Source organism: Bacillus cereus group sp. BfR-BA-01330, assembly GCF_022663885.1.
GTDB classification, from domain to species: domain Bacteria; phylum Bacillota; class Bacilli; order Bacillales; family Bacillaceae_G; genus Bacillus_A; species Bacillus_A cereus.
This window is the reverse complement of sequence record NZ_JAKUGK010000004.1, coordinates 178,799-191,669: the sequence shown is the minus strand read 5'-3', so window position 1 is coordinate 191,669 and position 12,871 is coordinate 178,799. Positions and strand designations below refer to the sequence as shown.

Sequence of the window (12,871 nt, the reverse complement as noted above, 5' to 3'; positions counted from 1 at the left end):
TTTTTTATTGATTATCCCCTTGTAATAAGCTATTATATTTTTACAGAAAATATTAATGTAAGGATTGATTTTATGGACAGGACATTAAAAATCACAAAGTTAAATATGTTTTTAATGATTTTTCTCATCCCGATTATAGTAGGGATAATTGTTGGTATACTAACTAAATTGGGGCAAAGTATACTTCCTGGACATTGGAATTCATTAGCTAATCTAGGAAGCGTTTGGTTAGTTCCATCCTTTTTTGTGGCTAGCTTTAGTTATTCTAAGCGTACAGCTATACTTTCTGGTATCCTTGCACTATTCGGAATGGTATTAGGCTACTATGGTTATGCAATAGTTATTAAAAATATAGCTCACTCTATTTATTTTATATCTGTATGGATTGTATGTGCATGTATAGGAGGAACTATCTTTGGAATTGCAGGTTTTCTATGGAAAGATACTACAAATCCACTTCATAAATTCGGAAGCTCACTTATTAGTGGAGTTTTTGTAACAGATGGACTTCACATTCTTTTAAATTTTGAAGACTATAGTCACATGTTACCTGTTGGATATACCGAAGTCATAGTCGGGATTATCTTGATTCTTGTATTAGAACGCTCTAATGCTCATCGAATTTCTTCTTTCTTAATGATGATTCCTATCACTATTTTGGGATTAATTGGATATAAATTATTAAGTTTGTTTACTTAATTAAAATTCATAAAGCTAGCTCTTTTAAAGGGCGAGCTTTTTTCTTACAATAAACTATTTATATATTAATAAATTATTAAATCCCTCTCATTTAACAGCCTTATTTATTATTGTGTCATTACACATACTTACACGACCTTTTATTAGAATCATACCAGTCTTGTATATCATTTCATTTAATCCATATAAAGTAAGGCTAAAAAACTTATTTCAAAAGTTCTTTAGCCTGAGTCATTTTACACATTAAAAAATATAATACGTACAACGGTACCTTTACCAACTTCTGAATAGATTTCTACACTATGTCCTAATTGCTTCGTAATTTCATATACGAGATATAGCCCCATTCCAGTTGATTCTTTAAAATCTCTACCGTTTTCTCCTGTAAAGAAAGGTTTGAATACTCTTGGTAAATCTTGCTTCGGTATACCTACACCATTATCAGCAATTTCAAGTATAACATTATTACCTTCCTTACAAGCTTTCACTTTAATTTTCTCTCTACTACCTGATGAATATTTAATCGCATTCGATAGTATTTGTCCGATTAAAAATTGTAACCATTTCGCATCACTTTCTACAGTAATGTCCTTATCAATTTCAAGCTCTGGATATACAAAATTCCGGATAAAGAAACGTTTATGCTCATGTACCGAATCATTCACTATTTTATGTAGTTGTACTCTTTCTACATAAAAATCTTGTGTAAATGCTTCTAAACGTGCGACATACAGAGCCATTTCTAATCCCTTTTTTAATCGATCAGTTTCCTCATTTATACTTTCAAAACGTGAATCTACTTCATCCTGTGTAATTAATTCTATTACAGATAAAGGTGTTTTCATTTGATGAATCCACTGATTCATAAAGGTTAAATGGTCATTATTTTTTCTCTCTTGTATTTGCAGCTGATTTTGATAATGTCGATATTGCACCTCAAGTAGTTCTTGAAGAGCAGCCGATACAGCTGCAAAATCAGATTTTTGAACAGATTCATCCAAAGATTGCATCGGGTTTGCTAAGCGCTCATAAAAAGAACGATGTGTAAAATAACGAAACACTAAATAACTTCCCATAAAGAAAACACCTAGAAACATTGCATATAACGCCGTTGTAATATGATTATGCCCATCAAACCAATATACGAGAAATATAGCTAGTAGTTGAATTATAGTAAAGCAAATAAGTGGTATATGATCACGTATAAACAACCTTATCATTTTTCTATACCAGTATCCCAAGTAATATGCAATCTATATCCAACACTACGAATCGTTTCAATCGCACCTTCTATATGTAACGTTTGTAACTTTTTACGCACACGTGTTGTATTTACACTTAATGTATTATCATCAACATAAGATTCGCTATCCCATAATTTATTTAACAACACTTCCCTACTCACAACACGCGGATAATTTTTCATTAATGTCTCTAATAAAATAGCTTCGTTTCTCGTTATATCAATCTCTTCGTTTCTAAGTTTCAATACAAGTCTTTCAGGATATAAACAAAGGCCTTGTTGCTCAATCATTCGCTCTTCTAGTTTCGGTGCATAATCTCCATATGCACGTCTTAAATGACTACGAATTTTCGCCACTACAACTTCATAATGAAAAGGCTTCGGAATAAAATCATCGCCACCGTTTTCTAACGCCATAACTTGATCCATCGTACCTTCACGAGCCGAAATGAATAGTATCGGACATGTAGAAACACTACGAATTTGACGACACCAAAAGTAACCATCAAAACTCGGTAAATTAATATCTAATAAAACTAACTCTGGTTGTTCATCTAAAAAAATGTCTAATACATTTTGAAAGTCCGATACAATAACTCCTTGATAACCATATTTCGCAACATATGTTGATAATAGTTCTGCAATTTTCATATCGTCTTCTACAATCATAATTTTGACCATTATTGAACTCCTTTTTAATCCACAATCTCAAATATACTTATATAAAATAAATACTACCTCTTTTCACAAAATCCGTAAATTAAAAAAAGGATGCTTTTATACAAAAGTATCCTTCTTCTATTATTCTTACTTAATATGAAAGTTACTGCAATTAAAACCTAGCTTCTCCACATAATCCATACTTAGTTCCATTCGTGCCGTTTTAAGTGGATCCACAACTTGACAAACTTTTAAATCACCGGCAGCTGATGTGTGGCACATGAAATGCTCTCTTCTTTCGGTGCAGTACCAATTACACCAATTATTTGATTAATCAGAATTTGTAGTTCATTTGAAAACAAAACATGTTCATTATGTATTAAGACGATTTTTATTGTATTTTCATGTAGATCTTCACCCATTACGCCAAGGTTCACCCCTGTAGTTAAAACACCTTGCTCTGCAATTTTTATCTTTTCAATCGTTACAGCTAATATGTCACCAGGTTCTGCACCACTGATATATACAGGTCCAGTCGTCGGATTAATTCGGTTTCAATCAAATTCTTGAAACGCAACATCTTCAGAGTCAATTTGATTCTCAAAGCAATCATATGTTCCAAATATAAGACGACTCCCAATTTCTACTTCCATATGTTGCTTTGAAATAAACTTTGATTAAACATACCTCACAGACTCGTAATTTATGGTAAACAAGAAGAATTCATTTTGAAAAAAGATTGATCAAAATGAATTCTTATCTAACAAATTTAAGTTTCTATACTATAAAAAGTTTGGTCATTTTCTATCTTTATTCTTCAACAAACGCGCCCTTTTCTTGAACAACATGCATCGTATTATAATTTAGACATAAAGACAAAACCCTAAATTACGAAGTGTCTTATAACTCTTTGGTGTGCTCATACACTACCGATTGATACGTTTCCGGATTAATTCTCAAGAATTTCGTGTAACCTCTCAGCAAACTCTTTATGATGCACTGTGTTATAGCCCACATGGTTTCCTGGAAACTCTGCGAATTCTGTTCCGAGGTGTTCTGCCAAGTTGAATGCGCAATGGTAAGGAAAAAATTCTCGTGAAATACTTCCACCGGCTGGACGTACCTGTATCGATGCAGGTTTTAATGAGCGCTTTAATGCATCGATGTTTAAAGTATAGCTGAGAATTCCCGGGATTTCATACTCAGTGAAATAAATCGAATTGCCGAGTAGTCGCTTTGTTAGCATATCCTTCGATAGTCCGGAATTGCTATCATCGATATTTGACAATAACTTCATGACCTCACTTTTATGATTCCCTTTAAGGTCTTCCATGAAATTTATAGCCTGCTTCAACTCATTTTCAGGTAAAAGTTGTAGTAAAACCGGTTCGTGTGGGATTAGTAACTGTACCTGCCCAGGATGGCGTATACACAAATCAAGTCCGATGACAGCACCAGAACTACTTCCGAATATATAAGCCGGTTCATTGGTCAAATTGGCTAGCAGCCGGTGAGCGTCTTCACTATGTGTTTGCACATGGTAATCCTCAGTTTTATTGACGAGATTGCTACGGGAATGACCACGACGATCGTAAGTAACAACGGTATACCATTTAGCAAGATGGTCGGCAATATTATGGAACTTGTCGGCATCACCACCCCCACCATGAATCAAAAGAAGAATTGGACCCGAGCCACGCACCTCATAATAGATGCTTGCTCCAATTACTTGCAATGTTCCGTTTTTTACTATACTCATTTGTACATCCTTCCTTTCTTTTGTCATCTCCCTTAACATTACATGATTGGTGAATGATATAAAATGCAGGAAATAACTAAGAAACAAATTCACCATAAGAAAAAGCAATGTGTGGCTTTAAAATAAAGTTTGATTAAAAATATTGTGTTAAACCGTATTCTATGTTGAATAAAAAGAAACCATTTTGAAAAAAGTTTAATCCAAATGGTTTCTTATCCAGCAGGTTTATGTTTTATAAAAAAGTTTGATCATATATTTACAATTCTTTGATTAAAGAGATACAGCATCGCAACTTTATTTCAAAACTACACCATACATGGTTTATTCTCTGATGACATCGCGTAAATAATATGGTCTTTATGAATTCGATACATAATACCTCTCCCTTTTATATTTATCTACTATTACTAATTAGCTCTTTTTATACAAGCTCCTCTTAAAATTAAATGTTATTTTTATGTAAAAAAGCACGCAGATTGTTTTATAACATACACTCTTTACTATAACAGAAAGGTGGTATCACTATGCCCCTTATTCCATACAACGAAAGTGATGTTGATTTACTAGCTCGATTAATTCGTGCTGAAGCTGAAGGCGAAGGTCGCCAAGGTGAGGAGTTAGTTGGATGCGTTGTAGTAAACCGTGTATTTTGTGATTGCTTAGATTTTAAACAACTCCGTACCGTACGAGACGCTGTATATCAAAGCCCCGGCGGATTTGAAGCAGTACAATATGGATATTTTTATCAACGCGCTCGTGAATCAGAAAAAGAAATCGCACGAAAAGTTTTACAAGGTCAATGGCGCTGGCCTGCACGATGGGCTCTTTGGTATTTCCGTCCAGTTGGAGCTTGTCCACCTGAATGGTATAATCAGCCATTTGTAGGACAGTTTAAAAGCCATTGTTTTTATGAGCCAAGTGGTGATGAATGTCCAAAAATGTATTCACGCTAGCAAAATTTGAAACGCAAGTACTTAGACCTCTAAGTACTTGCGTTTCTTTTAGCTTTATTTTAGAAATCTAGTAATGAGATGAATTTTTCGATGCCCACCACATGTATTAATAACGATATACGTGGGCCACTAGACTGATTCATAATGAGCTTATAAATAATAATAAATAATTGTTTTTGATTTTCTTTCATTATTTTTTTATTTTCGTGATGACAAATGGAATACAATTGCTCCATTAAGTTAGAGTAATCTTTATTAGAACGAAGTATTTTACAAACTTCTACTAGCCATTCTTTCTGCCTTTCATCTAATGTATAGTAAAACTCTTTATGTTTCTCCTGATTTACCGCAATTAATTTTTCAGATTGAAAGTTTCTTATCCAATACTCTGCGCGATTACTTATCGCTCTCATTTCATCTAATGCATAGCTCTTATCTATTTTCTTTAATATCCCCTGTAAAATAGTAGAATCAAAATTTAATAATGGTAACGTTCCTGCTACTTGATTAAATTTCGGATATTCTTTAAACTCGCTATCAACTTTAGAGATTTTAATTGCATCAAATAAATCTTCATTTTTGAGCGTTTTATTTTCATAGCTATCTTTAAATCGCTCATACTCTGTATAATTGCGAATCACATCTTCATCTAACCCAATATGAAAAGCAGCGCCTGGTTTGTATTTTGCAAACATAAAGAGAATTACTTCTGGTATATACACTCTCAATAAATTACTTGGTGTAATACTATTCCCTGAAGAGCTAGACATTTTTTCATGATTTCCTTTAATACCAATGAAATCGTAAGCAACGTAATGAGGCGCTTCACGATTGAATATTTTCCTTGCAATTTCTTTTGATACATTATAACTACCCGTTTCTGATGAATGATCTCTTCCACCCGGTTCAAAAATAACATCCTCTATCATCCATCTCATCGGCCAATCGATTTTCCAGTTTAGTTTCATTTTATTTGTATTTAATACGGATAATTCTTTTTCATTTCCGCATTCACATTCATACCGGACTGTTTTTAATACTTCATCAAAATGTGTAATAGTTGTTGTATCTTTTCCACACCTCTCACAATATAATGCAGCTGGATAAAAATTGTTTCGCTCTTCTTCACTACACTCTCCAGTTTTAAAGTCCATTAAAATATCATATATTTCTTTTCGTTTATACAAAGCCTCTAAAATATTTTTGTTATACCTTCCGCTTCTATATTCATCATGTTGATAAATAAATTCCACTTCAATTCCAAATGCTTGAAGCGATTTTTCAAACTCTTTTTCAAAATGCTCCGCATACGAGTTATAACATCCATACGGATCTGGAATATCACAGTATGGCATACCAATATACTTCGCAAAAGAAGGATCAATATTTTGGGGAACTTTTCTAAACCTATCATAATCATCCCACGAAAATATAAAACGAGTCTTTTTCCCTAAATCTTGAAGTGCTCTTACTACGAAATAAGTCGTTACGATTTCACGAAAATTCCCAATATGAACAGAACCTGACGGACTAATTCCTGATGCACAAACAAACGTTTCTTTATTTGGATGTTTCCTAATTAATTCATGTGCTACTTCATACGCCCAATGCATATATTACTCACCTCGATTATTTTTTTGTTTTCTCATTTTCAGTTTTATGCAATAAAAAAACTCCCACCCCCAAGATTATTCATCTTGAGGACGAGAGTTGTTAGCTTCGCGGTACCACCTCAGTTTGTTAATATGTCACCATATTAACCTCTTCAGGTACGGCAAAATATGCTTATACCCTATCTCTATAACGGGAGAATCCGTCACACCATCCCTAAATAAATTAGTTCCTTGCGCAGCTCCAAGTCTTTTTTCGTTAAGATGTATACCGCTCTTTCTCAGCTACCAGAGCTCTCTGTACGTATTCTTTCTTAACTACTCTTCTCTTCCATGCCATTTTAAATATTAGTTTTTTAATATGATAATTTATAACACTTTTATTGTCGAACTTTTCCGAATTAAAAACATATAATTACCTAAAAAAATTCTTTATCGCTTCTAATTGAATTTTATGACTACACTCATCACAACAATATACCCCGTTTGGTTTCTCTTTAAATCGCTTATATTTTTCACTGCCTTCGTAAACACGAAATATATTCTTACAAGAAAAGCAAACAATCTCATAAAACATCATATGCATTTTCCTCTCCTTGTTTATACACTTTTTTAATCACTTGTGAGAAGGTCATTTTTCTACAGTATAAATTTTAATATCCTTTGACTAAAAGGTTTACCTCTATTCTTATCGAATTATATTAATATCTTATAACGCGAGGTGAACATCTTGTTCAGTAATATAGAATTAGTTTTAGATGCTAAAGCAAGTTTAGCTGAAGGACCATGTTGGAATGGAAAAAAGCAACTTTTATATTGGGTTGATATTATGGAGAGAAAATTATGCATATACAATCCTACCGCTAATACGAACCGAGTAATTGCTCTCAATCAACAAATTGGCTGTGTTGTTCCATATTTAGAGGATGTACTACTCTTAGCTATGGAAAAAGGCTTTTATTCTATTAATGTAAATACCGAAAAACTGACACATATTTTTGACCCTGAACCACATTTAATAGAAAATCGTTTCAATGATGGAAAATGTGATCCAGCTGGTCGTTTCTGGGCAGGTTCTACAGATACATACGGTATGAATGCTGCAGGTTCCTTGTATTGTTTACATCATAATTTAAGTGTAGAGAAAAAAGTTTCACATGTAAATACATCAAATGGAATTGCTTGGTCACCTGATCATACATACTTTTACTTTATAGATACACCTACTAAAAAAGTGGTTCGCTATCAATATAATATACGTACTGGAGAAATTCATAATCCAAGTGATGTAATCATTTTCTCTGAAAATGATGGTCTACCTGATGGTATGACAATTGACGAAGAAGGTTGTTTATGGATTGCACATTGGGGAGGTTCAAAAATAACTAGATGGAATCCATCTACTGGAGAACAAATATTAAATATTCCAATTCCAGCTTTATATGTAACATCATGTACATTTGGAGGACCTAATTTAACAGATTTATATGTTACAACAGCCAGAACAAGAATGACGGATGACGAATTAAAAGAGTATCCACATGCTGGTGGTATTTTTCGAATTCAAACAAATATAAAAGGTTGTCCTACATATGAATTTTGCAATAAAAATATTGGAGTTGAAACAATGTGAACCGTATCGATTACATAAGACAAGAAGAAAAGAAATATCACGACCTTTGCTATGAACAATATAAACTATTTGAATTTGGCTCTTGGCTGTACAAACCGGTTAAAACAGTTATGGACTTGATGGATCACTTTGAAGGACAAAACAACTTGCAAGTACTTGATCTTGGCTCTGGCGTCGGTAGAAATAGCATTCCAATTGCACAAAAGTTAAGAAATACTAGCGGCACTGTTACATGTGTTGATTTACTTAATTCCGCTTTAACAAAGCTACAAACTTATAGCAAAGAACATGATGTATTCGAGGTTATAAAAACAGAACAAGCAGCAATTGAAAACTATCATATTGACTCTAACGCTTATGATTATATCGTTGCAGTATCAAGTTTAGAACATGTCAAATCAGAAGAAGATTTTAAAAACGTGCTTCATTCTATGAAAAAAGGGACAAAAAACGGCGGTATTAATTGTTTGATTATTAACTCTAACATACAAGAAATTGATTTAAAAACGAATGAAGCATTAGAAGCTTTAATTGAAATTAATCTCCCAACCGAAGAAATAATACGTCTATTAAAAAGCATTTATAAAGGATGGAAAGAAGTAAAAGTTGAAATAAAAGAATTAGCTTATAATATAGTTCGTAATGAAAGACACATTCAATTAAAAACAAATGCTATAACGTTTGTAGTTCAAAAATAATCGTATAATAAAGATATGATTATTTCTCTCAGATTTATTTTTATTGCACGAAATTTGCAACTATAAATATTTATGAAACAAAAAATAAAAGAGCACTTGTTTCCGCAAGTGCTCTTTTTGGGGATTTTGAGATATCCTATTAAAGAAAGTTAAGGTTACTTAAAGTTAATAGGTACTTCTATTATATGCTTGTCCTTTTTATTTGTGCATAATCAATATATAAACATCTTTAATCATTCTTAATAACTTTTAATTATAGTTCTCTCTTACATTTTATCGTAAAAAAATTGATTGAAGGTTTATTTACCACGTTCTTATTTGGTTCATCAATTTCCGAAACTTGTACTAATCCATATTGATTAAAATCTCGTTTTATAGATTCAGAATCATAGAAGAACATTTTTACGCCTTCCATTATTTCATAATAGTCTTGCTCCAGCTGTTTTCCTTTTCCGTACATTGGGGCTTTTTGAGAAACAGTTGTAAAAACCATATATCCGCCTGATTTTAACTGATTATAACAATCTTCAATAAATTTCTCTCTTTCCTGTTCATTCAACAAATGAAGAAGTGCATGACTAAATATCCCATCATACAGTTTGTTATTAAAAGGCATCTCATTTACCGAACCGTGATAGATACTAATATCTTCTAGTCCATTTTGCTTTGCTAAATCAATGGCTGTTTTTGAAATTTCAATACCTGTTACATTTATACCATTATCGATAAAAACCTTTGCATTTCTTCCATATCCAATACCCGGAATTAATATGTCTTTAACGTTCTTTTCAAGAAAAAAATCTTTTGTCAAAATTGCAGATTCTGTAGGTTCAAATCCCCACATCGTTTGTTTTTCGATAAAACTTGATTCCCAAAATTCCATTATGTATCTATCTCCTTATTTTCAATCCATTTTTAGTATCACATTAAAAACTTATAAATTTTAACGCTGCGTCTACCTATGCCAAATTAGTTTTTTACCACATTCACTATAAGTCCATTGAATATAGCACAATTATAAGCCTATATCTATTATAATGATTGGTTTAAAATCCACCCTATTTTATTAATCCTTACGTTTGTAGAAAAATAAAAAAGCCAATACTTCCGTTATAGTATTGGCTTTTTCTCACGAGAAATTATCTTTTTATATTGTACCGATCTAATACTTTTTCTAACATTTCTAAAGTTATTGGTTCTGCTTCTTTTATTAATTGATAACCAATACGACCATTCGGTTCCGCTGTAACTTGCTGTAAACTCTTTACGTCATGAATCCCTTTTTCTCTTAATTGCATATAAAGTTGTTGTTCCGACATTTTTGCCTGCATCAAATTCTCTTTTACAATCTCTCCGTTTTCAACAATTATAATGCTACTTCCATTTAAAAATTGTTCCACCTTCCTTAATTTCAATTCAAAGAAATGAATGATAAGTAATATGCTTGCAAATATGATAGCCGCGAATATAGATGGGACTACTTTTCTACTTAATACAGGTTCTACAATAATACGGCCAATTGATACAACTATAATGATTTCAGCTCTTGTCATTTGGCTGACAGATGTACTACCTGTCATTTTCAAAACAATTATTCCAGTAAAAGTTAATATAATACTTTCCCAAATTATATTCATAATAACCCAATCCTTTAATGGTGTATTTTACTATCATTCCCATTAAAGGTGTGTTTTACTTACCTATTAAGTTGTTAAATCCTTCAGACCATGATGGAAATAAAGGTATCCAACCATACTCTTTACGTGCTTTATTATTGGAAGCTCCTCTTTCCCAACTATTTTTCCCATCTTGAACTTTAGGCTTAGGTGCCCCTATCGCTGCTGCATATATTGGTAACCATTCTTTACTAGTTGCTGGATAATTATCTACAATATTTACGATTCCTGAAGGCCAATTAAGGGATAGCATAGTAGCTCTTGCAGCATCTTCGACATGTATAAACGAGATTATCCCGTCTGATGCAATAATCTCATTATTACGAACTTGATTTGCTATTAATCCGTTTTCCGCATACCATGTTCCTGGTCCGTATAATGTGCCATAACGAAGTATTACCGATTCAGGTAATTCAGTAACAGCTTCTTCTAATTTCAATATGCCATTAACAGTGACTTGTCGAGGCATGGAAGCAGTAATATGTAGTGAATCTTTTTCAGTCGCAAATGTATCCCCTGGTTCATACGCCCATGAAATACTTTGAGCGATTATTTTCTGTACCCCTACATTTTTAGCTGCATCGACAAGGTTACGAGTGCCTTTTGTTCTAATTTTTGCATTATCCTCAAAATCCCATGAAGATAATGACGTTAATTGATGAATAACTACATCGGGATTTGTTTCTTCTAATACAGAAAATACAGCCTTTCTATTAAATACATCAGCTATTACTGGTATGGCACCAACCTTTTTCATTGCTTCTACTTGCGAAGTATTACGGATCATCGCAAAAACTGTATGCCCATTTTTTATTAACATTGGCAATAAAGAACGTCCTATTACACCCGTTGCACCTGCTACAAATATTTTCATATATGTTCCTCCTCATTTAGTAATCATAAATGTGACGAAACATTTGTAAGGTATGTGACAAATATTTTCTCATTTTTTTCGTTATTCATATGAAACATATACTTTTAATGGTTTAATTATCCCTAAACTCAATTCATCAAAGCATTGTATGAGTGAAGTATAATGTATTTCATGTTGAAAGATCTCTTCTATAAATGGTGTTTTTCCTATTTCTTCAAAAAACCAATCTGCATGCTTTTGATAATCGTATCCATCACTTGATCCAATGATTTGCAATTCTTTCTGATAAAAGTTAGCAGTTAATGTTAGTTCTTCTATATTGCCATCAGACAGTATACATATTTTACCATTAGTTTTAAGAGCTTTTTGCAAAGTATGGAACCCACTATTTGTAGCAGAACATTCGAAACCATAATCATATGTTTCTATTATTTTCTCTTCTGAATCATATATGTTTTTCGTACCAAACTTCTTTGCAAAATCTCTTCTATTTTTATTAGGCTCAACAACATCCACGTGCTCAATGCCTACATAGTATTTTAAGAAATAACAAGCGAGTAAACCAATAACTCCCATTCCAATTATAAGTACTTTTTCATCCTGTCGCGGGTTTAGTTTCAATACTCCTTTAGCGGCATCACATGAAAGAATAGATAATAAAGCAATTTTAGGTTGTATAGAACTAGGCACTCGAATTACTTTATGCGCCTTAACTATCCCTATCGTTTCATGTCCATAAAAAGAAACTACTTTATCAACTACGTTTACATGTGTTACTTGATTACCAACTTCAATCACTTCACCATAACTTTCATATCCAGTTTTTCTTGGATAAAAAGGATGCGGATCTGTAACATCGGATCCATTATACTGTGGTAACTCGGCCCCAATGCTTATCGATCCTGCGATTGTTTTAACGATAATTTCATCGTCCTGTATGTCCTTAATTTCATTTGTTTCCCACTTAAGTTGTTTAGGCCCTTTTACAATTAACTTATATTGTTCCATTTATATCCTCTCTTTTTATAAAGATGTTATAAGTAATATTGTTATCCATCTAAATTTC

General features: G+C 32.7%; 13 protein-coding genes, 1 pseudogene and 1 other annotated feature. Of the genes and pseudogenes, 4 read left to right on the top strand and 10 right to left on the bottom strand.

What is annotated here, in order from left to right; all coding sequences use genetic code 11:
• Window positions 1-72 precede the first annotated feature (72 nt).
• On the top strand, window positions 73-699 hold the full coding sequence (locus tag MR112_RS12930) for a DUF6518 family protein (RefSeq protein WP_000376264.1): 627 nt from the start codon (window positions 73-75) through the stop codon (window positions 697-699).
• A 236-nt stretch (window positions 700-935) separates the two neighbouring features.
• Here the strand turns inward: MR112_RS12930 and MR112_RS12925 are convergent, their stop codons facing one another.
• The 4 genes and pseudogenes from MR112_RS12925 to MR112_RS12910 form a co-directional block, all read right to left on the bottom strand.
• The gene (locus MR112_RS12925; protein ID WP_033686943.1) at window positions 936-1,919 is read right to left on the bottom strand and encodes a sensor histidine kinase; all 984 of its coding nucleotides are present in this window, start codon (window positions 1,917-1,919) and stop codon (window positions 936-938) included.
• Window positions 1,916-2,623, bottom strand: a complete 708-nt coding sequence (locus MR112_RS12920) for a response regulator transcription factor (RefSeq protein WP_000239008.1) — start codon at window positions 2,621-2,623, stop codon at window positions 1,916-1,918. The genes MR112_RS12925 and MR112_RS12920 overlap by 4 nt, the downstream gene beginning before the upstream one ends.
• A gap of 126 nt (window positions 2,624-2,749) precedes the next feature.
• Window positions 2,750-3,255 (bottom strand): annotated as a pseudogene (locus MR112_RS12915) (acetamidase/formamidase family protein).
• 296 nt (window positions 3,256-3,551) lie between these two features.
• On the bottom strand, window positions 3,552-4,361 hold the full coding sequence (locus tag MR112_RS12910) for an alpha/beta fold hydrolase (protein WP_227900545.1): 810 nt from the start codon (window positions 4,359-4,361) through the stop codon (window positions 3,552-3,554).
• Between the two features lie 524 nt (window positions 4,362-4,885).
• On the opposite strand from MR112_RS12910, the gene MR112_RS12905 reads away from it, so the two are divergent.
• Window positions 4,886-5,314, top strand: coding sequence for a cell wall hydrolase (locus MR112_RS12905; RefSeq protein WP_001128402.1), 429 nt, complete (start codon window positions 4,886-4,888; stop codon window positions 5,312-5,314).
• A gap of 59 nt (window positions 5,315-5,373) precedes the next feature.
• Here the strand turns inward: MR112_RS12905 and lysS are convergent, their stop codons facing one another.
• Together lysS and MR112_RS12895 are read right to left on the bottom strand one after the other, a co-directional pair.
• On the bottom strand, window positions 5,374-6,927 hold the full coding sequence (gene lysS, locus MR112_RS12900; RefSeq protein ID WP_242245020.1) for a lysine--tRNA ligase: 1,554 nt from the start codon (window positions 6,925-6,927) through the stop codon (window positions 5,374-5,376).
• Window positions 6,928-7,010: 83 nt separating this feature from the next.
• Window positions 7,011-7,267 (bottom strand) — a binding site (T-box leader).
• A gap of 72 nt (window positions 7,268-7,339) precedes the next feature.
• A complete protein-coding gene (locus MR112_RS12895; RefSeq protein WP_000551048.1) occupies window positions 7,340-7,510 on the bottom strand; it encodes a DUF2197 domain-containing protein in 171 nt (56 codons plus the stop codon).
• Between the two features lie 144 nt (window positions 7,511-7,654).
• Here MR112_RS12895 and MR112_RS12890 point away from each other — a divergent pair, with 144 nt between their 5' ends.
• A complete protein-coding gene (locus MR112_RS12890) occupies window positions 7,655-8,557 on the top strand; it encodes an SMP-30/gluconolactonase/LRE family protein (protein WP_227900547.1) in 903 nt (300 codons plus the stop codon).
• Window positions 8,554-9,255, top strand: a complete 702-nt coding sequence (locus MR112_RS12885) for a class I SAM-dependent methyltransferase (protein ID WP_226368697.1) — start codon at window positions 8,554-8,556, stop codon at window positions 9,253-9,255. The genes MR112_RS12890 and MR112_RS12885 overlap by 4 nt, the downstream gene beginning before the upstream one ends.
• A gap of 253 nt (window positions 9,256-9,508) precedes the next feature.
• Here MR112_RS12885 and MR112_RS12880 read toward each other — a convergent pair whose 3' ends face one another.
• The 4 genes from MR112_RS12880 to MR112_RS12865 form a co-directional block, all read right to left on the bottom strand.
• Window positions 9,509-10,138, bottom strand: a complete 630-nt coding sequence (locus MR112_RS12880) for a class I SAM-dependent methyltransferase (protein ID WP_226368696.1) — start codon at window positions 10,136-10,138, stop codon at window positions 9,509-9,511.
• 256 nt (window positions 10,139-10,394) lie between these two features.
• Window positions 10,395-10,892 carry a DUF421 domain-containing protein gene (locus tag MR112_RS12875; RefSeq protein ID WP_001021700.1) on the bottom strand — a complete coding sequence of 166 codons (498 nt, stop codon included), beginning with the start codon at window positions 10,890-10,892 and terminating at the stop codon, window positions 10,395-10,397.
• 55 nt (window positions 10,893-10,947) lie between these two features.
• Window positions 10,948-11,805, bottom strand: a complete 858-nt coding sequence (locus tag MR112_RS12870; RefSeq protein ID WP_000689433.1) for an NAD-dependent epimerase/dehydratase family protein — start codon at window positions 11,803-11,805, stop codon at window positions 10,948-10,950.
• A gap of 81 nt (window positions 11,806-11,886) precedes the next feature.
• Window positions 11,887-12,813: a zinc-dependent alcohol dehydrogenase gene (locus MR112_RS12865; RefSeq protein WP_242245019.1), complete on the bottom strand. Its 927-nt coding sequence runs from the start codon at window positions 12,811-12,813 to the stop codon at window positions 11,887-11,889.
• Between the last annotated feature and the right edge of the window lie 58 nt (window positions 12,814-12,871).

Bases quoted from the DNA above. Each gene is read 5' to 3' on its own strand.
- MR112_RS12930 (WP_000376264.1), top strand. From the start codon at position 73: ATGGACAGGACATTAAAAATCACAAAGTTAAATATGTTTTTAATGATT.
- MR112_RS12925 (WP_033686943.1), bottom strand. From the start codon at position 1,919: ATGATAAGGTTGTTTATACGTGATCATATACCACTTATTTGCTTTACT.
- MR112_RS12920 (WP_000239008.1), bottom strand. From the start codon at position 2,623: ATGGTCAAAATTATGATTGTAGAAGACGATATGAAAATTGCAGAACTA.
- MR112_RS12910 (WP_227900545.1), bottom strand. From the start codon at position 4,361: ATGAGTATAGTAAAAAACGGAACATTGCAAGTAATTGGAGCAAGCATC.
- MR112_RS12905 (WP_001128402.1), top strand. From the start codon at position 4,886: ATGCCCCTTATTCCATACAACGAAAGTGATGTTGATTTACTAGCTCGA.
- lysS (WP_242245020.1), bottom strand. From the start codon at position 6,927: ATGCATTGGGCGTATGAAGTAGCACATGAATTAATTAGGAAACATCCA.
- MR112_RS12895 (WP_000551048.1), bottom strand. From the start codon at position 7,510: ATGCATATGATGTTTTATGAGATTGTTTGCTTTTCTTGTAAGAATATA.
- MR112_RS12880 (WP_226368696.1), bottom strand. From the start codon at position 10,138: ATGGAATTTTGGGAATCAAGTTTTATCGAAAAACAAACGATGTGGGGA.
- MR112_RS12875 (WP_001021700.1), bottom strand. From the start codon at position 10,892: ATGAATATAATTTGGGAAAGTATTATATTAACTTTTACTGGAATAATT.
- MR112_RS12870 (WP_000689433.1), bottom strand. From the start codon at position 11,805: ATGAAAATATTTGTAGCAGGTGCAACGGGTGTAATAGGACGTTCTTTA.
- MR112_RS12865 (WP_242245019.1), bottom strand. From the start codon at position 12,813: ATGGAACAATATAAGTTAATTGTAAAAGGGCCTAAACAACTTAAGTGG.